Annotated in this window: 23 protein-coding genes and 2 riboswitches; of the genes, 7 read left to right on the top strand and 16 right to left on the bottom strand. The window is 60.5% G+C overall.

What is annotated here, in order from left to right; translation table 11 throughout:
- Nucleotides 1-58: 58 nt before the first annotated feature.
- Nucleotides 59-535, top strand: a complete 477-nt coding sequence (locus D3F01_RS10160) for a hypothetical protein (protein ID WP_005932934.1) — start codon at nucleotides 59-61, stop codon at nucleotides 533-535.
- Between the two features lie 49 nt (nucleotides 536-584).
- Here D3F01_RS10160 and D3F01_RS10155 read toward each other — a convergent pair whose 3' ends face one another.
- The gene (locus D3F01_RS10155; RefSeq protein WP_005932932.1) at nucleotides 585-797 is read right to left on the bottom strand and encodes a hypothetical protein; all 213 of its coding nucleotides are present in this window, start codon (nucleotides 795-797) and stop codon (nucleotides 585-587) included.
- 168 nt (nucleotides 798-965) lie between these two features.
- Between D3F01_RS10155 and D3F01_RS10150 the strand changes: the two genes are divergently transcribed.
- The 4 genes from D3F01_RS10150 to D3F01_RS10135 all read left to right on the top strand — a co-directional run bounded on the left by D3F01_RS10150 (nucleotide 966) and on the right by D3F01_RS10135 (nucleotide 3,944).
- Nucleotides 966-1,799: a bifunctional hydroxymethylpyrimidine kinase/phosphomethylpyrimidine kinase gene (locus tag D3F01_RS10150; RefSeq protein WP_242888460.1), complete on the top strand. Its 834-nt coding sequence runs from the start codon at nucleotides 966-968 to the stop codon at nucleotides 1,797-1,799.
- 10 nt (nucleotides 1,800-1,809) lie between these two features.
- On the top strand, nucleotides 1,810-2,316 hold the full coding sequence (locus D3F01_RS10145) for a tRNA (cytidine(34)-2'-O)-methyltransferase (protein WP_035394116.1): 507 nt from the start codon (nucleotides 1,810-1,812) through the stop codon (nucleotides 2,314-2,316).
- Nucleotides 2,307-3,194 (top strand): DegV family protein, encoded by an 888-nt coding sequence (locus D3F01_RS10140; RefSeq protein ID WP_097770848.1) that lies wholly within the window; start codon nucleotides 2,307-2,309, stop codon nucleotides 3,192-3,194. The genes D3F01_RS10145 and D3F01_RS10140 overlap by 10 nt, the downstream gene beginning before the upstream one ends.
- Nucleotides 3,195-3,308: 114 nt before the next feature.
- A riboswitch (PreQ1-III riboswitch) is annotated at nucleotides 3,309-3,409 on the top strand.
- A 7-nt stretch (nucleotides 3,410-3,416) separates the two neighbouring features.
- Nucleotides 3,417-3,944, top strand: a complete 528-nt coding sequence (locus tag D3F01_RS10135; RefSeq protein WP_117533538.1) for a QueT transporter family protein — start codon at nucleotides 3,417-3,419, stop codon at nucleotides 3,942-3,944.
- Nucleotides 3,945-4,065: 121 nt separating this feature from the next.
- On the opposite strand, the gene D3F01_RS10130 is transcribed toward D3F01_RS10135, so the two are convergent.
- From D3F01_RS10130 to D3F01_RS10105, 6 genes are all read right to left on the bottom strand, one after another.
- Complete coding sequence (locus tag D3F01_RS10130; RefSeq protein ID WP_242888458.1) at nucleotides 4,066-5,286, bottom strand: M20 family metallopeptidase; 1,221 nt, start codon at nucleotides 5,284-5,286, stop codon at nucleotides 4,066-4,068.
- 37 nt (nucleotides 5,287-5,323) lie between these two features.
- Nucleotides 5,324-8,164 (bottom strand): preprotein translocase subunit SecA, encoded by a 2,841-nt coding sequence (gene secA, locus D3F01_RS10125; protein ID WP_242888455.1) that lies wholly within the window; start codon nucleotides 8,162-8,164, stop codon nucleotides 5,324-5,326.
- Between the two features lie 234 nt (nucleotides 8,165-8,398).
- Nucleotides 8,399-9,292 carry a CinA family protein gene (locus D3F01_RS10120; protein WP_242888452.1) on the bottom strand — a complete coding sequence of 298 codons (894 nt, stop codon included), beginning with the start codon at nucleotides 9,290-9,292 and terminating at the stop codon, nucleotides 8,399-8,401.
- Between the two features lie 19 nt (nucleotides 9,293-9,311).
- Nucleotides 9,312-10,631 (bottom strand): competence/damage-inducible protein A, encoded by a 1,320-nt coding sequence (locus tag D3F01_RS10115; protein WP_242888450.1) that lies wholly within the window; start codon nucleotides 10,629-10,631, stop codon nucleotides 9,312-9,314.
- A gap of 5 nt (nucleotides 10,632-10,636) precedes the next feature.
- A complete protein-coding gene (thiI, locus tag D3F01_RS10110) occupies nucleotides 10,637-11,836 on the bottom strand; it encodes a tRNA uracil 4-sulfurtransferase ThiI (RefSeq protein WP_005932913.1) in 1,200 nt (399 codons plus the stop codon).
- 175 nt (nucleotides 11,837-12,011) lie between these two features.
- Nucleotides 12,012-13,163 (bottom strand): cysteine desulfurase family protein, encoded by a 1,152-nt coding sequence (locus D3F01_RS10105; protein ID WP_242888448.1) that lies wholly within the window; start codon nucleotides 13,161-13,163, stop codon nucleotides 12,012-12,014.
- A gap of 182 nt (nucleotides 13,164-13,345) precedes the next feature.
- Here D3F01_RS10105 and D3F01_RS10100 point away from each other — a divergent pair, with 182 nt between their 5' ends.
- Nucleotides 13,346-14,248, top strand: a complete 903-nt coding sequence (locus tag D3F01_RS10100; protein ID WP_242888446.1) for a GDSL-type esterase/lipase family protein — start codon at nucleotides 13,346-13,348, stop codon at nucleotides 14,246-14,248.
- Nucleotides 14,249-14,335: 87 nt separating this feature from the next.
- Here D3F01_RS10100 and D3F01_RS10095 read toward each other — a convergent pair whose 3' ends face one another.
- The gene (locus D3F01_RS10095; protein ID WP_242888444.1) at nucleotides 14,336-15,997 is read right to left on the bottom strand and encodes a formate--tetrahydrofolate ligase; all 1,662 of its coding nucleotides are present in this window, start codon (nucleotides 15,995-15,997) and stop codon (nucleotides 14,336-14,338) included.
- A 51-nt stretch (nucleotides 15,998-16,048) separates the two neighbouring features.
- Nucleotides 16,049-16,136, bottom strand: a riboswitch (ZMP/ZTP riboswitch).
- Nucleotides 16,137-16,286: 150 nt separating this feature from the next.
- Between D3F01_RS10095 and D3F01_RS10090 the strand changes: the two genes are divergently transcribed.
- Nucleotides 16,287-16,574 carry a hypothetical protein gene (locus D3F01_RS10090; RefSeq protein ID WP_005932907.1) on the top strand — a complete coding sequence of 96 codons (288 nt, stop codon included), beginning with the start codon at nucleotides 16,287-16,289 and terminating at the stop codon, nucleotides 16,572-16,574.
- Nucleotides 16,575-16,628: 54 nt separating this feature from the next.
- Here D3F01_RS10090 and D3F01_RS10085 read toward each other — a convergent pair whose 3' ends face one another.
- From D3F01_RS10085 to D3F01_RS10050, 8 genes are all read right to left on the bottom strand, one after another.
- The gene (locus D3F01_RS10085; RefSeq protein ID WP_179859130.1) at nucleotides 16,629-17,201 is read right to left on the bottom strand and encodes a CD1247 N-terminal domain-containing protein; all 573 of its coding nucleotides are present in this window, start codon (nucleotides 17,199-17,201) and stop codon (nucleotides 16,629-16,631) included.
- Between the two features lie 68 nt (nucleotides 17,202-17,269).
- Nucleotides 17,270-17,827: an elongation factor P gene (efp, locus tag D3F01_RS10080; RefSeq protein WP_005932902.1), complete on the bottom strand. Its 558-nt coding sequence runs from the start codon at nucleotides 17,825-17,827 to the stop codon at nucleotides 17,270-17,272.
- Between the two features lie 121 nt (nucleotides 17,828-17,948).
- Nucleotides 17,949-18,803, bottom strand: a complete 855-nt coding sequence (locus tag D3F01_RS10075; RefSeq protein WP_242888442.1) for a TIM barrel protein — start codon at nucleotides 18,801-18,803, stop codon at nucleotides 17,949-17,951.
- Entirely contained in the window at nucleotides 18,800-19,303 is a 504-nt protein-coding gene (locus tag D3F01_RS10070; protein WP_242888439.1) for a YqeG family HAD IIIA-type phosphatase, read from the bottom strand. Before D3F01_RS10070 ends, D3F01_RS10075 begins: the two co-directional genes overlap by 4 nt.
- Before the next feature lie 277 nt (nucleotides 19,304-19,580).
- Nucleotides 19,581-19,757, bottom strand: a complete 177-nt coding sequence (gene rpsU, locus D3F01_RS10065; RefSeq protein ID WP_005928271.1) for a 30S ribosomal protein S21 — start codon at nucleotides 19,755-19,757, stop codon at nucleotides 19,581-19,583.
- Between the two features lie 143 nt (nucleotides 19,758-19,900).
- The gene (gene leuS / locus D3F01_RS10060; RefSeq protein ID WP_242888436.1) at nucleotides 19,901-22,450 is read right to left on the bottom strand and encodes a leucine--tRNA ligase; all 2,550 of its coding nucleotides are present in this window, start codon (nucleotides 22,448-22,450) and stop codon (nucleotides 19,901-19,903) included.
- Nucleotides 22,451-22,501: 51 nt separating this feature from the next.
- Entirely contained in the window at nucleotides 22,502-22,882 is a 381-nt protein-coding gene (rsfS, locus tag D3F01_RS10055; RefSeq protein WP_117533527.1) for a ribosome silencing factor, read from the bottom strand.
- 21 nt (nucleotides 22,883-22,903) lie between these two features.
- Nucleotides 22,904-24,334 carry an LCP family protein gene (locus tag D3F01_RS10050; protein WP_242888432.1) on the bottom strand — a complete coding sequence of 477 codons (1,431 nt, stop codon included), beginning with the start codon at nucleotides 24,332-24,334 and terminating at the stop codon, nucleotides 22,904-22,906.
- Between the last annotated feature and the right edge of the window lie 96 nt (nucleotides 24,335-24,430).

Below are 24,430 nucleotides of genomic sequence, written 5' to 3'. Positions count from 1 at the left end.
TGCCCCAACAGGACACCAGAGCAGGCCGCACACGCACGGCCAGGAAAGGTTGATCTTTATGAAAAATACATTCAAACGCTCCGGCGCAGCGCTGATCTCGCTGGTGCTGCTGTTGGTGCTGGCTGTCAGTGCCGGTGCCGCCAGCAGCCAGAATGTCGGTGTGAAATTCTGGAAGGAACGCTCCGATAAGGAATCCATGGCCAACAGCGGCATCGATCCCGACCGCACCGCCACCCTCACCCGGCAGGCCAACGGCACTTACACCCTGACCCTGCCGGTCATGCAGGTATCCAAGCTGGGTGTCACCGGCTATCTGTCCGGCCTGACCATCGGCGATGTGACCTACGACGGCACCCTGACCGGTGATTTCAACAAGGCCACGGCGGTGCTCACCATCAAGAACCTGCCCGCCTCGGTGCTCACCGGCAGCGACGTGAACAAATCCGTCCTTGTGACCTGCAACATCCAGATGGACCTGCAGGTTCTGGGTGAGATCAACACCAGCGCCCGGATGTGTATCTGGAACCAGAAGTAAATGGCAAGCAAAAAGGCAGAGCCCGCGGGCCCTGCCTTTTTGTTTTTCCTCACAGGTCCATCCTGCGCTCCACGAGATCCGTGACCATGGTGTCCAGCTGGCTCATGGCGCGTTCCGCGCCCTTGGCCAGCTTGCGTGCGGTGCGCTTGACCTGCCGCTGGTTCTGTGCCATTGCCATGGTGCCCACGGCCCCCAGGGCCGCGCCTGCCGCCATGCCCAGCAGAACACTGCCGGAGGAAGGCTGACGATTTGTGTTTTTCATGTGGCTCTCTCCTTTCCACTGTGTGATTTTTTGCCGCTGTGGCTAGTATTTCCTGTAAAGAATCCGGTATGCGCTTTTTTTGTCCCGCAAAATGTGGTATACTGTATCATACGCTGAGAAACTGGGCCCTGTGCGGCCCGTGGATGGCGCAAAGGAGGATCCTTTTTATTGAAACCGACTGAACCGAAAAAAATTCTCTGCATTCACGACCTCTCCGGCATGGGCCGGTGCAGCCTGGCGGTCATCCTGCCGGTGCTGTCCGTTATGGACTGCCAGCCTGTGGCCCTGCCCACTGTGGTCCTCTCCACCCACACGGGCGGTCTGGGCACACCGGCACGGCTGGACGGTGCCGCCTACGGGCTGGCCGCTCTGGAGCACTACCGGGAGCTGGGTGTGGAGTTTGACTGTATCTACACCGGCTACTTAGGCGGCGAGGACCAGGTGGCGCTGGCCGAAAAGGCGTTCGATCTCTGGCCTGCTGCCCGCAAGGTGGTGGACCCTGTGATGGGGGACAACGGCAAAGCCTACTCCACAGTGACCTCGGCTCTCATCGACCGGATGCGCGGGCTCTGCCGCCGGGCAGACCTGATCCTGCCCAACGCCACCGAGGCCGCCCTGCTGCTGGAGCGGGAGCCCCAGACCGACACATTCGATGACGCTTCCGCTCAGGCGCTGGCCGATGAGCTGCTGACGCTGGCCCCCAGCGCGGTGGTCACCGGCCTCGCACTGGGCAAGTACATCGGCTGCGCAGGCTCCGGCCGCGAGCGCTTCGTCATCAAAAAACTGCACATCAGCCGCAGCTTCCCGGGCACGGGTGACCTGTACGGTGCCGTGCTCATTGGCTCGCTGATCCAGGGCAACGCCCTGAGCGCCGCTGCCGACAACGCCGCCGAGTTCGTCTCGCTGGCCATTCAGCAGACCCCCGCCGATCAGGACACCCGGTACGGTGTCTGGTTCGAGCCCCTGCTGCCCCGGCTCTGCCCGGTGAGCTGGAGTGACTGAGGAGGCCGCCATGAGCGAAAAACCGACCCTGAACATCGTTCTGGTGGAGCCGCGTATCCCCCAGAACACCGGCAACGTGGCCCGCACCTGTGCCTGCACGGCCTGCCGCCTGCATCTGGTGGGACCCATGGGCTTTGCCATCGATGACAAAAAGCTCAAGCATGCCGGGCTGGATTACTGGCACTACCTCGACATCAATTACTATGATGGGCTGGAGGATTTCTTTGCCCGGAACAAAGGCCCGTTCTACTACTTTACCACCAAAGCGCCCCAGCGCTACACCGACATCCAGTACCCGGACGGGGCCTACCTCGTGTTCGGGCGGGAGGATGCCGGCCTGCCTGAGGCACTGCTGGCGGCCAACCAGGAGCATTGCATCCGGATGCCCATGCGGGATACCTGCCGCAGCCTGAACCTTTCCAACAGCGTGGCTGTGGGCGTGTATGAAGTCCTGCGCCAGTGGGATTTCCCGGAGCTGCTGGATCATGGCCGCCTGCGAGAATACGAATGGAAATGAGGGACATTATGAGCAAGATCGCGATCCTGACCGATTCCTCCTGCGATATCCCGCAGGAGCTGGCCGAGAAGTACGGCATTGATATTATGGGCTTTCACATCCTGCTGGATGATGTAGACTATATCGAGCGTGAGAGCTGCACCAATGAGGAGTTCTACGAAAAGATGCGCGCCGCCAAGGGCATTCCCTCCACGGCTGCCATCACCCCCATCCAGTTCTGCGAAAAGTACTGCCAGTATGTGGACGAGGGCTACACCGATGTGATCCATGTACCCATCAACCGCAGCGGCTCCTCCACCTACAACAACGCCGTGATGGCCCAGGGGATGCTGCGGGAGGAGCGCCCGGAGCACCACCTGCGGATCCATCTGCTGGACCCGCACACCTACTCCATGCCCTTTGGCTGGTATGTCTGCGAGATGGCACGCAAGCTGCAGAATGGTGCGGAGATCAGCCACGTCATTCAGGAGTTTGAGACCCAGATGGACAAGATGGAGATCGTCCTCGGACCTTACAGCCTGAAGCAGATGAAGAAAAGCGGCCGCATCTCTGCCGCCGCCGCTGTCATGGGCGAGCTGATGGGCATCCGCCCCATCATCACCCTGATCGATGGAAAGACCAAAGTGGAGGCCAAGGTGCGCGGCGATGACAAGGTCGTGCCCGCCATGGTGGAGCTGGCCAAAAAGCGCAGCGAGGGTGTGGAGGACTTTGATTATATGATCGGCCACACCAACATCCCCCAGAAGGATGATCTGATCAAGGCCTGCCGCAAGGCGTTCGGCAAAGACCCGCTCATCACCTTCCCGCTGGGCGGCGTTGTTTCCGCCAACACCGGCCCCGACACCATTGCTCTGGTCTACGTTGGCCACGCACGCTGAGTTTTTTCTGAGAACTGCCCGCCGCGGCAGTTCTTTTTTGTTTGCAGGCCGTTGCATTTTGCGGCAATTTGTGCTATACTCCCTTTTGCTGTGCTTTTGCGCGGCAACCTGAAAGAGCAACTTAGGATTTTAGGCTCCCCGGCGTGTCTCGAACCATGCCGGGCCAAACCCATAGGGCTGGCGGTCCCTGTGCGGTCAAAATTCATCCGCCGGAGTATTGTTATGAATCAGAATTTTACTGTCCGCAAACTGGCCCGCTGCGCTGTGGTCGCAGCTCTCTATGTGGTGCTCTGCATGGCGCTGCAGCCGTTCTCCTATGGTGCGGTGCAGGTGCGTGTTGCCGAGGCCCTCTGCCTGCTGCCCGTGTTCGGTGCCGAGTACATCGTGGGCGTGGTGCTGGGCTGCTTCCTGGCAAACCTGCTGGGCTCCACCATCGTGGATGTTATCTTTGGCACCCTGGCCACCCTGCTGGCCTGTGTTGTGACTTACAAACTGCGGAACGTCCGCTTCAAGGGTCTGGCCATCGTGCCTTCCCTGCCGCCCGTGCTCTTCAATGCGGTCATCATCGGCATTGAGATCGCCGTCATGTTCCCCGATCCTTCTTCCTCTGCCCCGCTGTGGCTGGCCTGCATCACCAACGGCATCTCCGTCGGCATCGGTGAGCTCATCAGCTGCACCGTGCTGGGCGTGCTGCTGGTGAAGATCGTGGAGACCAACCCCTCCCTGCGCAAAGTGTTCCTGGAAGCCTGATCGAGCAGGCAGACAAGACAGATTCATAAGGCAAAGGCTTTTCCGTTGCTCGGCCTTTTTGCCCACAATATAGAAAGACCTCCTCTGGCTGTTTCCAGAGGAGGTCTTCGTTTTTATCCGATCACTTGTGCTCCTGCAGCCAGCGCAGGGCCATATAGGCGTAGGCCGCGCTGCCCTCAAAGAGGACGCTGTCATCAAACTTCACCTTAGGGTGGTGCTGGCCGTAGGTGTAGCCCTCGTTGGCGTTGCCCGCCGTCAGGAACATGCTCACGGTGGGCACCTCGTGGCTGACGAACGCGAAATCCTCGCTGCCGCCGCCGGGCTTTCCGCCGGTCATCGGGGTCATATCCATTGCGCCCTTGCCCAGCAGCTCACCCATATAGGTCAGGGCGTTGCCGGCAAGCTCCTTGTCCACCACCATGCAGGGGCAGTAATCACTGAAGGCGATCTCGGCGGTGCAGCGGTAGGCCGTGGCCACCCCCTGCACGATCTCGGTCATCCGCTTGTGCAGCAGCTCCGTCACCGCGCCCTCGGGGTCGGTGGTGCGGATGGTGCCCCACATCTCCGCGCTGTCCGGGATGACATTGGAGGCCGCGCCTGCCTGGAAGCGGCCGGTGGTGAACACGCCAAAGCTGTGGGCATCCAGCTCCCGGCTGTTGATCTCCTGCAGGGCAATGTGGATGTGTGCCGCCGCCGTGATGGGGTCGATGCACTTTTCCGGCATGGAGCCGTGGCCGCCCTTGCCGTGGACGATGATGTGATACTGCTCACAGCTTGCCATGGTGATGCCGCCGCAGGCAGGCACCAGCACCACACCGGCGGGGATGGGCATTCCGCCCAGCACATGGAACATGACTGCCGCATCCACGCTGGGGTTTTCCAGCAGGCCGTTGGCGATCATATCGGGGGAGCCCTGGAAGATTTCCTCGGCGGGCTGGAACTCCAGCTTGACGGTGCCCTCGATCTCATCCTCGTGCTCCTTGAGCAGCTGGGCAGCACCCAGCATCATTGCCGTGTGCATATCGTGGCCGCAGCCGTGCATCTTGCCCGGCACCTCGGAAGCGTAATCCACGCCGGATTCTTCCTGAATGGGCAGGGCATCCATATCACCCCGCAGCAGGATGGTCTTGCCGGGCTTTTTGCCGCCTGCCAGCGCAATGACACCGGCCTTGCCGCAATCCTTGGGCTCATAGCCCATCTCGATCAGGGCCTTTTTCACCAGTGCCTTGGTCTGGGTCAGATCAAAGCCCACCTCCGGGTGACGGTGAAGGGTGCGCCGCCACTCCACCAGCTGGGGTTCCAGCGCCTGGGCACGGCCCAGCAGTTCTTTTGCAGTCAACATTTCAGTCAGCTCCCGTTCTATTTGATTTTAAGGTCGCTCAGTTTTCCCCGCCGTTGCTTCCTTCGGGGTGATACTGGGCGCAGGTGCACTTTTTCCACTTGAGACCGCTGCCGCAGGGGCAGGGGTCATTGCGGCCGATCTTGATGACCCGGACAGGCTGGCCCTTGGGGGCACCCTTGACACCGGGTGCGCCGTTGCCGGGCACAAAGCCCTCACCGGTGGGCTTGGCCACCTGCTCCCGTTTGGGGGCAGCACCGGCCTGCCGCACCTCGATGGTCAGCAGCATCTTGATGCTGGACTCCCGGATGGAATCTACCATCTGGTCGAACATATCAAAGCCCTCAATGCGGTACTCCACCACGGGGTCCTTCTGGCCGTAGCCGCGCAGGGCGATGCCCTGACGCAGCTGGTCCATGTTGTCGATGTGATCCATCCACATCCGGTCCACGCACTTGAGCAGGCAGATGCGCTCCAGCTCACGCATGACCGGTGCGCCGTACCGCACCTCCTTGGCCTGCAGGATCTGCATTCCGCGGTCGTAGAGCAGATCGGCGATGCCCTTCTGGGAGAGGCTGTCGTAATCGGCCACAGTGTAGTGGAAGTCGGCATCGGTGGTCAGCCAGCCCTGATAGTGGCGGCGCAGGGCACCAAAGTCCCACTCGTCCTTCACATCTCCGGCCAGGAACTGCTTGCAGCTGGAATCAATGTTCTCCCGCAGCATGTTGTGCATCTCGGTGCTGATATCCTCACCGTCCAGCACCTTGCGGCGCTGGCCATAGATGATCTCGCGCTGCTGGTTCATCACATCGTCGTACTTCAGCACGTTCTTACGGATCTCAAAGTTCCGGCCTTCCAGCTTCTTCTGGGCACTTTCCAATGTGCTGGTGATCATCCGGTTCTCAATGGGGGTATCCTCGTCCAGCTTGAGGGTATCCATCAGGCTGGAAACGCGGTCACCGCCGAACAGGCGCATCAGGTCATCTTCCAGGCTCAGGTAGAAGCGGGACGCGCCGGGGTCGCCCTGACGGCCTGCACGGCCGCGCAGCTGGTTATCGATGCGGCGGCTCTCGTGCCGCTCCGTACCGATGATGAACAGACCACCGGCCTTGCGCACTTCCTCTGCCTCGGCGCTGATGGCCGGCTTATACTGGGCATACAGTTCCTCAAACCGTTTCCGCACCGCCAGGATCTTTTCATCGTTGGTGTCGCCGTGGCCGTCGGCCTCAGTCAGCAGGAGCTCCACCGCATTCGGGTCGGCATCCTGCGGCTTTTCGGGGTCGAGCAGGTTCTCACAGAAGTGTTCCCTGCGCATCTGGGCCTTGGCCATGAACTCGGCGTTGCCGCCCAGCATGATATCAGTACCACGGCCTGCCATGTTGGTGGCAATGGTGATGGCACCCTTTTTGCCGGCCTGCGCCACGATCTCGGCTTCACGCTCGTGGTTCTTGGCGTTCAGGACATTGAAATCGCGGGTGTACTTCTGCAGCATTCTGGCCAGCGTCTCGCTCTTTTCCACGCTGACGGTACCCACCAGAACCGGCTGGCCGTTCTTGTGGCATTCCAGCACCTGCTCGATGACAGCCTTGTACTTGCCGTTGACGGTCTTGTAGACCGCGTCCGGGTAATCTTTGCGGATGTTGGGGCGGTTGGTGGGCACGGTGACGATGTTCAGGCCGTAGATCTCGGTGAACTCGGTGGCTTCCGTCTTGGCGGTACCGGTCATGCCGGACAGCTTCTTGTACATGCGGAAGTAGTTCTGGAAGGTGATGGTCGCCAGCGTCTTGCTCTCGGCGGCGATCTTCACGCCCTCCTTGGCCTCAATGGCCTGATGCAGGCCCTCGTTGTAGCGGCGGCCGATCATCAGGCGGCCGGTGAACTCGTCCACAATGATGACCTCGCCGTTCTTCACGACATAGTCGATATCCTTCTGCATCACGCCGTAAGCCTTGATGGCCTGATCGATGTGGTGGGCCAGGGTCATGTTCTCTGCGGCGGCCAGGTTCTCAACCTTGAAGTATTCCTCGGCCTTCTGGATGCCCTTGGCGGTCAGGGTGCAGGTCTTGTGCTTTTCGTCCACGACATAATCGCCGTCGGTCTGCTCATCGGCCTCCACCTTATCTTCCAGCTCGACCACCACGCTCTTGTGCAGGGTGCGGACGAAGCGATCCACCTGGGTGTACAGGCTGGAGGAATCCTCGCCCTTGCCGGAGATGATCAGAGGGGTGCGGGCCTCATCGATCAGGATGGAGTCCACCTCATCGACGATGGCAAAGGCGTGGCCGCGCTGCACCATGTTATCCTTATAGGTCACCATGTTGTCGCGCAGGTAGTCGAAGCCGTACTCATTGTTGGTTCCGTAGGTGATATCGGCGTTGTAGGCACGGCGGCGGGCATCGCCATCAATGCCCTGCACGATCAGGCCGACATTCAGGCCCAGCCAGCGGTAGAGCTTGCCCATCCACTCGCTGTCACGCTTGGCCAGGTAATCGTTGACGGTGACGATGTGCACGCCCTCGCCGGTCAGGGCGTTCAGGTAGGCGGGCAGGGTGGCCACCAGGGTCTTGCCTTCACCGGTCTGCATCTCGGCAATGGAGCCGCGGTGCAGGGCAATGCCGCCCATGATCTGTACAGGGAAGTGCTTCATGCCCAGCACACGCCAGGCGGCTTCGCGGCAGACAGCAAAGGCATCGGGCAGGATATCATCCAGCGTCTCGCCGTTTGCCAGCCGCTCTTTCAGGGCCGGGGTCTGCGCCTGCAGCTCGGCATCGGACATCGGCTGATACTTTGTTTCCAGTGCCAGCACCTTTTTGGTAATGGGATTGATCTTTTTCAGCTCCCGGTCAGAGAAGCTGCCAAAGAGTTTTTCAGCAAGGGACATTGTTACACCTCATCTATCAAAAATCGGGGCGGCAGGCCGCCCAACAGCGGAAAAAACCACATACTGTTTATATGATACACCAAAGCTGAAAACCCGTCAAACCCGATGGATAGATTTTATCCGTTTTTTGGGTGAACTTTCTGTTAATTTAGAAAAAACGACCCTCTCCGTCATTGCTGTGCCATGCCGCTTGCCGTGTTGCGGCGCGCGGCGGCGTGACAGAGAGGGTCATTCTTATACCAATGTCGCCCCCGGGCGGGGAACGTGCTCCGTCAGCAGGGTGTGCAGCTGTTCCGGCAGGGCGTAGAAATTGCCGTTGGTATATTCCCACGCCCCCACCGCAGCGAGAGCCGCCAGCAGAGCCAGCACCAACAGCGTCATGCACACCCGGCGCAGGGGATGCCGCTTGGGTTGGGGGCCGGGCGAAACGTCCTTCTTTGCAGCCCTGCGGGCAGGCAGGAAGCCTGTCCCTTCAGCCTGAGGCTTGTTTGCCGCCGTGCGCCGGATAATATCCAGCAGCCAGAGGGCAGGGTTCTCCCCCGCCGGGACGGTGCGCAGAAAGCAGCCCTTCCTGCAGCTGAGCACCAGCACACAATCATTTTCCCGCTCGGCACAGGCGGCGGAGAGATCTGCCCCCACCACGCGGCGGGCAGCCTGAGCCCGGGCCAGCGCCTGCCGGAGCGGGTCGGTGCAGTCTTTGGGCAGACGGGCACGCTTTTCGATCAGTGGGCCGGTCTTGGGGTTAGCATAGCTCACCGCGCCAAAATCAAAGACCTTCTCGGCCCCGGGCAGGTTCTCGAGCCGGGCTTCCAGCAGGGCACCGGCGGCAGCATCCGCACAGATGAGCAGCTTATCGTGCCGTTCCAGCGCCTCCACCACGGCGGCAGGCAGAGTGGTCTCCCCTGCCCCGTACAGGTCTGCCGAAAACGCCTGCCGCAGGGCCTGCGCGGCCTTTTTCAGCCCGGAAGGGTTCTGCGCCTGCAGGGCCACCAGCGTTTCCGCGCCCCGGCTCTTCCACTGGGCCGCGGCCCGCCACTGGGGCGGAAAGTTTTCCACCGTTTTGCCCACCGCTGTGGACTGCGCACCGAACAGCCGCAGCACACACCCGGTCTCCTGTTGCTGTGTCACCCTGCATTCCCCCTGCCTTTTAGTGGCCCAGGAACACCTCGTTCAGCTTGTCCAGCGCTTCGGCGCTGTGCTGTGCGTCCCGGGCAAGGGGCTCTGTGCCTGCGGGAACTTTTCCCTGTGCCAGCCGCAGGGCCAGCTCCAGGGCAGCCTGCGCGGCACGGGCACGCACCAATGCACGGTCGGGCCGGGAGACAGACAGCTTTTTTACATACACCGTCTCCCCCCGGGCCGCGCCCAGATACACCGTGCCCACCGGGCGGAGGGCATCTCCACCGGTCGGCCCGGCCACGCCGGTCACGCTGATGCCGATCTCAGCACCGGCAGCCTGTGCGGCCCCCAGAGCCATCTGGGCGGCCACGGGGGCCGACACCACATTGTACTTTGCAATGACATCCGGTTCCACGCCCACCAGCCTGGCCTTGGCGGCCTCCCAATAGGTCACAAAGCCGTAGCCGAACACTTCACTGGAGCCCGGCACCGAGGTGATGCGCTGTGCGATCAGCCCGCCGGTGCAGCTCTCGGCGGTGGAGAGGGTGAGCCCCTTTTCCTTTAAGGTGCGCACCAGTGTCTCCTCCAGCCCGGCCACATCCTCATCATACACCGCATCGCCCAGCAGATCATAGAACTTTTTGGCATATTCCCGGCACATTTTTTCGCCTTCCGCATCGGAAGCAGCCCGGGCCGTGATGCGGATCTCGCACTCACCGGTCTTACAGTAGATGGCAGCAGTCGGGTTGGCGTTTTCCAGCAGATCACGCACCTGATATTCCAGGTTGCTCTCGCCGCCCAGCACCCGCAGGGTGACAGAGTGCAGGGTGCAGTTCTGGCGCTTCATCAGCAGGGGGCGGACGCTCTCGTTCCACATGGCCTTCATCTCACTGGGCACGCCCGGCATCAGGACAGCACAGCGGCCCTCCTGCTCAAACCACGCGCCGGGGGCAGTGCCGTGGTGGTTGATGATCTTATGCCCCTTTACAGGCACCATGGCCTGCTTGCGGTTGTTGGGGGTGGTCACCCGGCCGGAGCGGGCAAAATAACCGGAGATCTTCTCCCACTCGCTCTCGTCAAAGACCAGCGTATCGCCATAGCAGGCGGCAACGGTCTCCTTGGTCAGGTCGTCTGCCGTGGGGCCCAGACCGCCGGTGAATACCAGCAGGTCACAGCGGTTCTTTGCCTCGTTGACAAAGTCCGCCAGCCGCCCCTGATTGTCGCCGATGGTGCTCTCCCGCTGGACCGTAATGCCCAGCTCAGCAAGCTCCCGGCTCAGGTACTGGGCATTGGTGTTGAGGATGTTGCCGAGCAGCAGCTCGGTGCCCACACTGATGATCTCCGCTGTCATGCCGCTCACCCCTCAAACTCGATCTCGTCCGTAATGCGGATGCGGATCCGCTCGGTGTTCTCGGCAGCTTCGGCCTCCAGCTCTGCCAGACCGGGCATGGCGGCTTCGGCCTCCAGGATCTCTGCCAGCTCGGGGCGGATCTTCGGGTGCGGCGGGGTGAAGATGGTGCAGCAGTCCTCATAGGGCAGGATGCTGGTCTCATAGGTGCCAATGTGGCGGGAGGTCTCGATGATCTCGGTCTTGTCCATGCCGATCAGCGGGCGCAGAATGGGCAGATCCTGGGCGGCATCGGTGCACTGCAGGGCCTTGACGGTCTGGCTTGCCACCTGAGCCAGACTCTCGCCGGTGATGAGGGCCTCGCAGCCCTGTCTGGTGGCAATACGATTGGCAATGCGCATCATGCTGCGGCGCATCAGCACCGTGAACAGCACATCGGGGGCATTGTCCCGGATATATTCCTGCGGCTTGGTGTAGGGCACCACAAACAGGTTGGAGCTGCCGGTATAGGGGGTGATCTTCTGGGCCAGAGCTTTAACTTTCAGTTTTGCGCGCTCAGAAGTATACGGAGGGGACGCAAAATGGATGTGATCCAGGGCCAGACCGCGCTTTGCCATCCGGTAAGCGGCCACCGGGCTGTCGATGCCGCCGGAGAGCATATTCAGGGCACGGCCGGAGGTACCCACGGGCAGGCCACCCTCTCCGGGTATTTTCGGGCCATGAATATACGCACCGTAATCGCGAATCTCTACAATGACCTTAAACTGGGGGTTCTTCACATCCACCCGCAGGTAGTTGTGCAGCCCCAGCAGGTAAGCGCCCAGCTCCCGCATCAACTCAGGGCTGGTCATGGGGTAGGTCTTATCGGAACGGCGGGCCTCCACCTTGAAGGTCTTGATGCCGTGCAGGCTGTCGCCCAGATACTCCTCCGCAGTCCGGCAGATGGTGTCAAAGTCCTTTTCGCAGACCACGGCACGGCTCAGCGCCGCCAGACCGAACACGGTGCGCACCCGGTCAAAGGCCAGATCCATGTCCACGTCCTCTTCCTCGGGCTCCATATAAAAGGTAGACTGGGTGCAGTACACCTTGAACTTGCCCACGGTCTTGAGCCGGTAGCGCAGGATCTTCATCATGGCCGACTCAAACTGGTTGCGGTTCAGACCCTTCAGGGACATCTCGCCCTGATAGCCCATAATAATTTCACGCATAGAGTTCTCCTTAATTATAGCTGGCTCACCCTCTCCGTCAGCGCTGACGCGCTGCCACCTCCCCCAAAGTGGGAGGCCTTGGCATTCCACGCAAAGTTTCCGGTTTTGTCAAGAGCTCCCCCTTTGGGGGAGCTGGACGCGGAGCGGCCTGAGAGGGTGAGGATGCTTTCCTTTTTTACTTTTTGATTCTCTGTAAGTGCTTCATTCCGTCCTCGAAGGCGTTGAGGAACGCGTCCACATCCTCGGGGGTGTTGTCCGCACAGAAGGACACGCGGATGGCCGTGTCGATGGCCAGCGGGTCCCTGCCCATAGCGGCAAGGGTGTGGCTGGGCTGCCCTCGGCCGCAGGCACTGGCCGAGGAGACATAGACCTGCTGCTGTGCCAGATGGGCCAGCATGGTCTCGCTCTTGATGCAGTTCTCGCTGAAGTTCAGCACCTCGGGCACCGCATTGTCCGGGCTGTTGATGACCACCTCCGGGAAGGCTTTCAGCCCTTCCCGCAGGCGCAGGTTCAGGGCGCGCACAGCAGCATCCCGGCTCTTCATGGTCTTGTTCAGGCGGGTGGCCGCGGCAGCAAGGCCCAGCGCATAGGGCAGGTTCTCGGTGCCGGGGCGCTTCTCCCGCTCCTGCTCACCGCCCAGATAGGGAGCCTGGAACGCCTGATACAGGCTGTCGCTCAGGTAGAGCGCACCAATGCCCTTGGGTGCATGGATCTTGTGGCCGCTGACAGCCAGCGTGTCGATGTTCGCCAGCTTGATGGGCACCCGCATCCAGGCCTGCACGGCATCCACATGGACGATGGTGCGGCTGTTGCGGCGTTTGACCTCGGCGGCCAGGCGTTCCACATCGTTCCGGGTGCCGACTTCATTGTTGACCATCATGCAGGCCACAAGGATGGTGTTTTTGTCCACATGGTCCAGCATCCGGTCGATGTCCAGCGTGCCGTCCGGGCCGGGGTCCACCACGGTCACATCGTAGCCCATGGCGGCCAGACGCTCCAGCGGCTTCTGCACGCTGGGGTGCTCAAAGCCGGACACCACGATGCCCTTGCCGAACCTGCGGGTCAGGGCCGCGCCCAGCAGGGCCATGTTGTTGCTCTCGCTGCCGCAGGAGGTAAAATAGAGCTCCCGGCTCTTGCAGCCCAGGGTGCGGGCCACGGCGGCGCGGGCGGCGTTCAAGGCTTCCTCGCTCCGGGCACCGGGGGCATACAGACTGGACGGGTTGGCCCAGTGCTCCCGCATGGCCTTGTCGATGACATCCGCCACTTCCGGGGCCACGATGGTGGTGGCGGCGTTGTCCAGATAATGCAATTCAGGGTTTTGCAGCATAAATTTTGATTCCTGCTTTCTCAGTTACGCCAGCGGCACCCGCCGCCGACAGGATTTCATACTAAACCATGATGATTATACCACAAAGCATCTGCCGCCGTAAAGTAGCACGGCCCACTTGCACGGCCCCGCCGGGTGCTGTATAATGAGGGTAACGAACACAAAGAAAGCCGGGTGTTTTTATGGCCGATTATCAGGAATACCGCCGCCGCATCCTGCGCAAGCGCTGGCGCAGGACTTTTGCCGTTGCCGGGCTGCTGGTGCTGCTCATCCTGCTCAGCGCCGTAGGCCTGCTGTGGAAGCACCTCCACCGGGAGCAGAGCCCTGCCGCCGTGCAGGGCCCGACCATCTTCCAGCAGGAGCTGCAGAGCAGCGAGTGGAACACCATCAGCTACACGCCCGCGCGGCGGCTGAACGTGCAGACCACCTCTGCTGGGTCCACCGCCATGGATTTCCGGCTGGCCGCGCTGGACCGCACCACCGCTGTGGACCGCAGCTATTTTGCCAACGTCTGTTTTCTGGGCGACAGCCTGACGCAGGGGATGCAGATCTATTCCAGCGGCCTGCCGGAGGCTTCTTTCTGCGCCTACCGGGGCGCAGGCCCCAGCGTCGTGGTCAACGGCACCACCTGCAAGCGCTCCGATGGCGGCACAGAGGTCCCCATGGAGGTGCTGACAGCCCGGCAGCCCCCGGTGCTGTACATCCTGCTGGGCACCAACGTGCTCAACCGGGACGGGGATTATTCCAGCTTCCTCACCTACTACCGGCTCATGCTGGATATGATCTCCCAGGCCTTGCCCAACACGCAGATCTACGTGCAGTCCATCACGCCTGTCCGGCCCGAGGTGCGCAGCAGCCACCCCGGCCTGTACAAAGAGCGGCTGTGCGAGATCAACAATGAGCTGGCTGCCATTGCGCTGGAAAAGAACTGCGCTTTCCTCAACCTGTGGGAAGCCCTTGCCGACGACAACGGCGACCTGAAAGCCGAGTACGCGCAGCCTGACGGCATCCACATCAAGCCGGAAGGTTACCCCGCCTGGGTGGAATATCTCGCCACCCACACCGTGGGCCAACAGACGGCTTAAGCTGAATACTCACATAGAAAAACCGCCCTTCTGGTATCAAATCGGAAGGGCGGTTTTGTCATAGAAACAGGAACGGGGAACGCGGCATCAGAACAGCCCCGTGATCTTGCCTTCGGCATCCACGTCGATATTGACGGCGGCGGGCTTCTTGGGCAGGCCGGGCATGGTCATAATGTTGCCGCAGATAACCACCACGAAACCGGCACCGGCGGCAAGGCGGACTTCCCGCACCTCCATGGTAAAGCCGGTGGGTGCACCGGTCAGCTTGGCGTTGTCGCTGAAGCTGTACTGGGTCTTGGCGATGCAGACCGGCAGGTCGCCGTAGCCCAGTTCGGTCAGTTCGGCCAGCGTCTTGGAAGCGGCGGCACTGAAATTCACCCCATCGGCACGGTAGATCTTTTTGGCGATGGCTTCCACTTTCTGCTTCAGGGGCATATCCAGCGGGTAGACATACTGGATGGGACGGTCCTCCATGACCTCCAGCACCTTCTCGGCCAGAGCCTTGCCGCCCTCGCCGCCCTTGGCGAACACCTCGCTCAGGACGCAGGGCACGCCCTGCTCGGCACAGACCTGCTCAACGTATGCCTGCTCCTCCGGGGTGTCGGTGGGGAAGGCATTGATGGCCACCACCACAGGCAGGCCAAAGCCGTTCTTCAGGTTGTCGATGTGGCGCACAAGGTTGGAGGCACCGGCCTTGACAGCCTCGAGATTCGGCTGGTTCAGGTCAGCCTTGGCAACGCCGCCGTGGCTCTTGAGGGCACGGACAGTGGCAACCAGCACGCAGGCGCTGGGGGCGATGCCGGCATAGCGGCACTTGATATCCAGGAACTTCTCGGCACCCAGATCTGCACCAAAGCCAGCCTCCGTGATGACGTAATCGGCCAGCGAGAGGCTGAGCTTGGTGGCCATGACGCTGTTGCAGCCGTGGGCAATGTTGGCAAAGGGGCCGCCGTGGATGATGGCGGGGTTGTTTTCCAGCGTCTGAACGAGGTTCGGGTCAAGGGCATCCTTGAGCAGTGCAGTCATGGCACCGGCAGCACCGATGTCGCCAGCCGTGACGGGCTTGCCTTCGTAGGTGTAGGCGCAGACGATCTTCGACAGCCGCTCCTTCAGGTCGGAGATGCTGGTGGCCAGGCAGAAGATCGCCATGACCTCGCTGGCAACGGTGATATCAAAGCCGTCCTCACGGGGGGTACCGTTCACCTTGCCGCCCAGACCATCCACGATGAAGCGGAGCTGGCGGTCGTTCATATCCATGCAGCGCTTCCAGGTGATGCGGCGGGGGTCGATGTTCAGGGGGTTGCCCTGCTGGATGCTGTTGTCGATCATGGCAGCCAGCAGGTTGTTTGCGGTGCCGATGGCATGCAGGTCACCGGTAAAGTGGAGGTTGATATCCTCCATGGGCACCACCTGGGCATAGCCGCCGCCGGCCGCGCCGCCCTTGACACCGAACACGGGGCCAAGGCTGGGCTCACGCAGGCAGAGCATGGTCTTTTTGCCCAGAGCGTTCATGGCATCGGCCAGGCCCACGCTGGTGGTGGTTTTGCCCTCGCCTGCCGGGGTGGGGCTGATGGCCGTGACCAGGATCATCTTGCCCTGCCTGGATGCCTTGTGGATGAGGCGGTGGTTGATCTTGGCCTTGTAGCGGCCATAGGGGATCACGTCCTCATCGGCAAGGCCCAGCGAGGCAGCGATCTCGGTGATGGGCTTCATTTTGGCTTCCTGTGCGATCTCGATATCAGACTTCATGCTCAAATCCTCCCTGAAATGCAAAAAGGACAGCTTTGCGCACCAATAGCGCAAGGCTGCCCAGACGGTCGGCGTAACAAAACCCGGTTTTGTCTGCACTGTGGTGCTCCACAACGTTCCGTCAGCAGGCAAACCCGTTCTTCTGGGTCAAAGATATCACATCTGCCCGTGGTTTGTCAAGCAGAAACTGTCCGCAAAGAAAAATCTGCCTGTACGGCCCCTGCGGCTTGCATCCATCCTGCCAGATGTGTTATACTAAAGTGTATCAAACGATAGGGAGGCTTTCACGATGCCATTTACACCGAAACTGACTTATAAAGGCAAGCCCCTCGTCCGTAAGGACAACGAGCTGTATTACGGCCGTATGACCGACCCCTATGTGCTGCGGATGCAGATCCTGAGCACCAAATCCGTGGGCGGCATGGATGTGGCCGATAAGGTACACATTCAGGTCTTTTCCACCAACGACAGCCTGGCCCCTGAGGCCCGCGTGTTCCGCCAGACCACCAAGAATGGCCTGTACAACGCACTGGACATTGGCAGCATCTGGCTGCAGAAGGCAAACGAGACCCGCTGAACGGCATAAAAAAGGACCGTCTCCCGCTGAGGAGACGGTCCTTTTTGTTGCGCTTTACTCTTCGGTCACTTCAAAGTCCAGGGGCTTGCCGCAGCCGGGGCACTTGGGTGCGCCATCCAGCAGGTCGTCCTCCTCAAACACAGTGGTCTGACCACAAGCGGGGCAGGTCACCTCGTACTGCACGGGGCCTTCCTCCTGCTCCTCGTCGTCATCCTCCAGCGCGACCTCAAAGGTCACGCCGCAGTGGGCGCAGTTTGCTTCGCCCGCGTCCAGGTCGTCCTCGCTGACGTAAACTGTCTCGCCGCAGTTGGGGCAGGCCACCTCATAGAACGGCTCACTGGCGATATCATCGTCATTGTCGTCCTCTTCGGTGTCCTCTTCCTCTTCTTCGGGCTCCTCGTCATCCTCATCGTCCTCATAGAGGTCGGCTTCCAGATCCTCCAACTCCTCGCTCAGGTCGTTGATCTGGTCGTAGGCGCGGGTCACATCTTCATCGATGCCGTCCACAGCCTCTGCCAGTTCGCCCAGCAGCTCGCTCATGGCCTTGATGACCTTGCCCTCTTTGGTGGTCTCGTCGATGCCCAGGCCCTCGATCAGGCCCCGCAGGTATGCAGCCTTTTCCTTCATAAGAATGACCTCCTATCTTAATCAAAAAACCGGGCACACGGTTGCCCGCTGCCCGGTCTGTCGGTAAATTAGACGCGCTCCATATACTCGCCGGTGCGGGTATCGATGCGGATGTGGTCGCCCTCGTTGATGAACAGAGGAACGCGGATCTCAGCACCGGTCTCGACAGTAGCGGGCTTCAGGGTGTTGGTGGCGGTGTTGCCCTTGACACCCGGCTCGGTCTGGGTGACTTCCAGCTCGATGAAGTTGGGGATCTCGACGCTGAAGACCTTGCCCTTATAGCTCAGCAGCTTGCACGGCTCGTTCTCCTTGCAGAACTTGAAGTTATCGGGCACATCGGAAGCGTTGACGGGGATATCGTCGTAGGTCTCGTTGTCCATGAAGTGGTACAGATCGCCATCCTCATAGCTGTAAGTCACGTCCTTGCGCTCGATGAAAGCCTGAGGGAACTTTGCGGTTGGGTTGTAGCTGGTCTCAACCACAGAGCCGGTGATCACGTTCTTGGTCTTGGTGCGGACAAAGGCAGCGCCCTTGCCGGGCTTCACGTGCTGGAACTCAACGACCTGAAGAACCTGGCCGTCCTGCTCAAAGGTCACGCCGTTGCGAAACTCGCCTGCAGAAATCATAGGAATTCCTCCATTAGTAAAATCTCATTGATGCTTAACGCATATCTCTATTTATTTTACTCAATCCCGCATGGTTTGGCAAGGGGTTTGAGCAAAAAAGACGATAAAATCAGAAAAAAGTTCATCCACAATACATTCTCTGCATCGTCTGTGCATCCTCTGCCTGCGTACCGGCGCTCTCACAGATGATGACAGGTGCAAGCCCACGCTCGGCCAGCAGCTCCATCAGGGGCTGGGGTTCGGGGCCAAACTGAATCTCGGCAAAGGTCCAGTGCCGCTTTTCACCGCCCTTGGAATACTCGATGCGGGAAAAGTGGACATGGAACTGCCGGGCACGCGCATCCCCCAGCGCCTCCCCGATGCGGTCAAGGATAGCGGCATAATCCGCCTTGGACCGGATGCCGCCCAGCGTCCGGGCGTTGAGGTGGCCGAAGTCGATGCAGGGGGTGATGCGGCTGTCCACCCCGCAGAGAGCCAGCACCTCCTCCAACGTGCCCAGCTGGCCGATCTTTCCCATCGTCTCAGGGCAGAGGGTGATCTCGGCAAAGCCCGCTTCATCCAGCGCGTCCTGCGCCCGTTTCAGGGTGTCCAGCGCTTTTTCCATGGCAGCTTCCCGGCTCTGCCTGCCGCAGCTGCCGGAGTGGAAGATGACCCGCCTGCCGCCCAGCGCCCTGCAGAGCGCCGCGCTCTGGAGCAGATAGTTCACGCTGTTCAGCCGCTTTTCCTCGTCCAGGCTGGAGGCGCTGATATAGTAAGGCGCGTGGACGCTGAACAAAATCCCCCGGGCGGCGGCATCGTCAGCCATCTGCCGGGCCTTGTCCAGCCCCAGCCGGACTCCATGGCCGCACTGGTATTCAAAGGCATCCAGCCCCATTTTTTCGGTATAGGCCGGAATGTCCAGACTGTTCTTATACCCCATGGCCGTGAAGCTGTCGCTGGTGCCTGCGGTACCAAACCGAATTTTCCACTCACTCACAGGGTCTTACCTCCCCGGTCGTAGTATTCCTGCCAGTGTTTTTTCTCCCACTTGCGCTTGAGCACCACCTGTGCCCCGAGATCCGGCCCGCGGGGGATGACCATCAGGCCCGGAATCCCATAGAGCGCCGCCGCCATCCGGTCGGCATAGAGCTGGTCGCCCACCATGGCCATTTCCCTGCGCTTCACCTGCATCCGGCGGCGGGCCACCCCCAGCGCAAAGGGCAGGGGCTTGGCGCTGCGGTAGAGGTAGGCAAGGCCCAGCTTTTCCGCAAAGGGGCGCACCCGCTTTTCGGCACCGTTGGAAACGATGGTCAGCTTTACGCCCGCCCTGCGCATGGCTTCCAGCCACTCGGCCACTTCTTCCGGCAGCTCCTGACTGCGGTCGGCGGTCAGGGTGTTGTCGATGTCCAGCACCAGCGCCCGGATGCCCTTTTGGGCCAGCCACTCCGGCGTGATGTGGGTCACATCCTTGAATACATATTCGGGGGTAACTAACATACAGAACCCTCTCTTTGCCTTTCACAGGCTCACCCTCTCAGTCCGCTTCGCGTCCAGCTCTCCCAAAGGGAGAGCCTCTGGCGAAACCAATAACTTTGCACGGATTGCCAAAGCCTCTCCCCTTGGGAGAGGTGGCATTGCGCAGCAATGACGGAGAGGGCGAGGATGTTTATCTTTTTCATAAATGAAAATAGGAGAGCCTGAGTTTCAGGCTCTCCTACATCGGCGTTAGCAACGCGTTTGAAATCTAAAGCAACGTGCGATTTCAAGCAGTTAATTACTTGAACTTGCGCTTGCGGGCTGCTTCGGACTTCTTCTTGCGCTTGACAGACGGCTTCTCGTAAGCCTCGCGCTTACGGACCTCTGCGAGCACACCGCTGCGAGCGGTGCTGCGCTTGAAGCGACGCAGTGCGCTTTCCAGCGACTCGCCCTCTTTAACACGAATTTCCGACATCTTATTCCCTCCCTTGGACCGTGAGGCAGGAATTTCGTTGTTACATGGTAACTAACAGTAGACAGTATAGCGCATTTTCATGCGTTCGTCAACCTTTTTTGAAAGATTTTTTGAAAAAACTCTCCGGCAAAGCGCTTGAGGGATCAGCCCTTCACGGCCAGGTTGACCAGACGGCCCTTGACGTAGATCTCCTTGACGACCTGCTTGCCCTCCAGAGCGGCAGCAACAGCGGGGTCAGCCTTGGCGGCAGCAATGGCGGCAGCAGCATCGATGTCGGCAGCCACCTTCAGGCGCGCCTTCACCTTGCCGTTGACCTGCACCGCGATCTCCACGGTGCTCTCCACGCACTTGGCCTCTTCGTACTGGGGCCAGGGGTAGTAGGCCAGCTGCTCATTGTGGCTGTGGCCCAGCTTCTCCCACAGCTCCTCGGTCATGTGGGGAGCAAACGGGTTCAGCAGCTGAACAACGGTCTCCAGCTCGGCCTTGGTCGCGCCGCCGTTGTCGTACAGGGCGTTGACCAGCGTCATCAGCTGGGCGATGGCAGTGTTCATCTTCAGGCTCTCAATGTCAGTGCCCACCTTCTTGATGGTCTGGTGCATCAGGGTCTCGATGGCGGGGCGATAGCCCTCGCCCTCCACCAGCTTGTCGGACAGCGCCCACACGCGGTCGAGGAAGCGGTTGCAGCCAGCAATGGCAGAGGTCTGCCAGGGTGCGGCCTGCTCAAAGTCGCCCATGAACATCTCATACAGACGCATGGTGTCGGCACCGTACTGGTCCACCACCTCGTCGGGGTTGATGACGTTGCCCAGGCTCTTGGACATCTTGACAATGGGATGGCGTGCCATCTCGCCGTACTTCTCTTCCAGTGCCTTTTCGGCAGCCTTCTGGCTGCCATACTCCTTCAGCAGCTTCTCCTGCTCGTCAGCGGGCAGATTGACAAAGCTGTGGGGGTTCAGGCCCAGGATCATGCCGTGGGCGGTGCGCTTCTGGTAAGGCTCGGCAGTGGGCACCACACCGATGTCATACAGGAACTTGTGCCAGAACCGGCTGTACAGCAGGTGCAGGGTGGTATGCTCCATACCGCCGTTGTACCAGTCCACGGGAGACCAGTACTCCAGCGCCTCCTTGGAGGCCAGAGCATCCTTGCAGTGGGGGTCCATGTAGCGCAGGAAATACCAGGAGGAACCGGCCCACTGGGGCATGGTGTCGGTCTCGCGGGTGGCGGGGCCGCCGCAGCAGGGGCAGGTGGTCTTGACCCAGTCGGTGTGGCGGGCCAGCGGGGACTCACCATCGGGGCCCGGCTCAAAGTCGGTGATGTCGGGCAGGGTCAGGGGCAGGCTGCTCTCAGGCAGGGGCTGCCAGCCGCACTTTTCACACTTGACCATGGGGATCGGCTCGCCCCAGTAGCGCTGACGGCTGAACACCCAGTCGCGCAGCTTGTAGTTCACCTTATCGCAGCCCTTGCCGTTGGCTTCCAGCCACTCGATCATCTTTTTCTGGGCATCTGCCACAGACAGGCCGTCCAGGAAGCCGGAGTTGACCAGCGTACCGGTGGCAACATCGGTAAAGGCAGCCTCGTCCAGATTGGACTCGGTATTGCCCTTGACCACCTCGATGATGGGCAGGCCGAACTTCTTGGCGAACTCCCAGTCGCGGGTATCGTGGGCAGGCACAGCCATGATGGCACCGGTGCCGTAGGTGGACAGGACATAATCAGAGATAAAGATGGGGATCTGCTTATCGTTGACGGGGTTGATGCCCATCACGCCCTCCAGCTTCACGCCGGTCTTTTCCTTGTTCAGCTCACTGCGCTCGAAATCGCTCTTGCGGGCAGCCTCTGCCTGATAGGCTGTAACGGCATCCGCATTCTTGAGCAGGCCCTTTTCCAGCCACTCCTTGACCATGGCGTGCTCCGGGGAGACGACCATGTAGGTAGCGCCGAACAGGGTATCACAGCGGGTGGTGTAAACCGTCAGGGTATCGCCTGCGGTGGTACCGAAGTTCACCTCTGCACCATGGCTGCGGCCGATCCAGTTCTTCTGCTGGGTGGCAACGCGCTCGATGTAATCCAGACCATCCAGGCCGTCGATCAGCTTGTCGGCGTAAGCGGTGATTTTGAGCATCCACTGGCTCTTGACCTTGTGCACGACCTCGCTGCCGCAGCGCTCGCACACGCCGTTGACAACTTCCTCGTTTGCCAGCACACACTTGCAGCCGGTGCACCAGTTGACGTTCATTTCCTTCTTGTAGGCCAGGCCGTGCTTGTACAGCTGCAGGAAGATCCACTGGGTCCACTTGTAGTACTCGGGGTCAGTGGTGTTGATCTCGCGATCCCAGTCAAAGGAGAAGCCCAGCGCCTTGAGCTGCTCACGGAAGTGATCCACATTCTTTTTGGTGACGATGGCCGGGTGGATGTGGTTCTTCATGGCAAAGTTCTCGGTGGGCAGACCGAAGGCATCCCAGCCCATGGGGTACAGCACGTTGTAGCCGTTCTGGCGGCGCTTGCGGCTGACCACATCCAGGGCAGTATAGCTGCGGGGGTGGCCCACATGCAGGCCCGCACCCGAGGGATACGGAAACTCCACCAGTGCATAGAACTTGGGCTTTTTGTGGTCGATCTCGACATGGAAGGTCTTTTCGTCCTCCCACACCTTCTGCCACTTGGCCTCAACGGCCTTGTAATCATACTTCATAGCTTTCAATCACTCCTCATATTCGGCAGCCGCCCTTGCAGGCAGGGAAGCTTACAGACTGTTTTCCGGGGTCAGATACTCCGAGATATCCATGGGCTCACCATCGGCCCACAGATGTTCCAGATCATAGTAGGTGCGGGTGTTGGGCACAAAGACGTGCACGATGACGCTGGAATAATCCAGCAGCACCCAGTTCTTGGAGTCGAAGCCCTCGGTGGTGTAGGGCTCGATGCCCTTCTGAGAAAGCTCGTACTCCACCTCGTCGGCCAGAGCACCCACCTGGGTGGTGGAGGTGCCGGAAGCAATGACGAAGTAATCGGTCAGAACGGTCAGGCTCTCCACTTTGAGCACACGGACATCCTGGGCCTTTTTCTTGTCCAGGATCTTTGCGATCTCAATGGCAAGGGTCTTGCTGTCGATCTTGTTTTCCATAAAAGTCTCCTCTCTGGTTTGTTACTGTCCTGCGGCCTGGCCGTCGGTGGTGGTCGCACCCGCCACGTCGGTATCGCCGCTCAGGATGGCATCATCGGACTCCTTGTCCAGCTGTCCCACGAACTGGACGTTGGCGCTGGTGGAAGCGGTGCCGTGGGGCCAGTTGTTGGTCACAAGGTTCATTTCCTCGGCGCTCACGGGGCCGGTGTAATTGCGGAAATAGGTGTTCAGCAGCTCTGCAATGGAACCGGCATCCGGCACCACGCAGGAGTATCCGTCAAAGCTGCTGGTCTTGCCCACATTGGGCACGCCCATGAACACAGGGGTCTGGGCCAGCATGATGTTCGCACTGTCGATGCGGGTAAAGGACACCAGCATCTTGGCAATGGTGGTCAGATCCATATCCGTGTGGATATAGTTGTTGAAGATCAGGGGCAGCTGTGCAATGACATCGGTCACGCCCATGCTGCGCACCCGCTTGAACAGGCCGGCATAGAAGTAGCGCTGCATGTTCAGGCGGTCGATATCCGAGTTGGCGTAGCCCTCGCCGTGGCGGCAGCGGACAAAGAACTCTGCCGATGCGCCGTCCAGGTTGCGGTAGCCCTGCTTCAGGACACTGCCCGCAAAAGACATATCGTGGGGGATATACACCTCGATGCCGCCGAAGTTGTCCACCATTTCCACCAGTGCCTGCATATCAATGGTCACATAGTAGTCGATGGGCAGCTTGTACTGATCATAGATGACCTCCGCCAGCGCGGCAATGTCGCCGCCGTTGGAGAGGGCCACCGAGTTGATCTGATAGTTGGTGGCCGCGTAGGTCTTGCCGTTGGAAAGGGTGATCTTGCGGTTTTGGGTCGCAACAAGGCTGTTGCGGGGGATCTGCAGCATCCGCAGGGCACCGCCCTTGATATCGAACTGGCAGTACAGGATCATATCCGTCATGCCGTCGTTGCTGCCATCCGAGGAGTAGGCGCGGCCCTCCTCATAGTCGATGCCGCAGACAAGGATGTTCACCACATCGCCCTTGTACTCCTCCAGCGTCTGGATCTCCTCCACCAGCGAGGTCGCGTTCTCCTCTGGCTTCAGATTATCCTCCACCTTGTTCACCATGTTCACGGCGTAGACCACCACGCCCGAGATCACGGCCAGCACCGCCAGCGTCACGGCCATCGGCAGCCACACGGGGGTCTTTTTCTTCTTTTTGCGGCGGCGGGGCGCATCAGCGGGGGCCGCGTGCCGGGGCGGCCGACTGCCGCCATTGCCGCCGCGTCCGCCGCCCGCGCTCTGGCGGGGCGGTTCCGGCTGCTGGGGTGCGGGCTGTTCGTTCTGGAAGAAATCCGGCTGGCCGGACAGCGACACCTGATGCAGGGCGGAGGCCTCCGTGGGGCGCTGCTCCGTGGGACGGTTCAGCGAGCGGTCTGTATTGATATGACGCGGACCTTGACTCATTCGTTCGGTTCCTCCAGCTTTTTTATTCCGACAGAGACTGTCGTCATGTTCCATAGTATAACATTCTTACCCACAATCTGCAATCGGTATTCTTTT

The sequence above is a fragment of the Faecalibacterium sp. BCRC 81149 genome, assembly GCF_022750605.1.
Lineage (GTDB): Bacteria > Bacillota > Clostridia > Oscillospirales > Ruminococcaceae > Faecalibacterium > Faecalibacterium duncaniae.
This window is presented reverse-complemented; position numbering and strand designations above follow the sequence as displayed.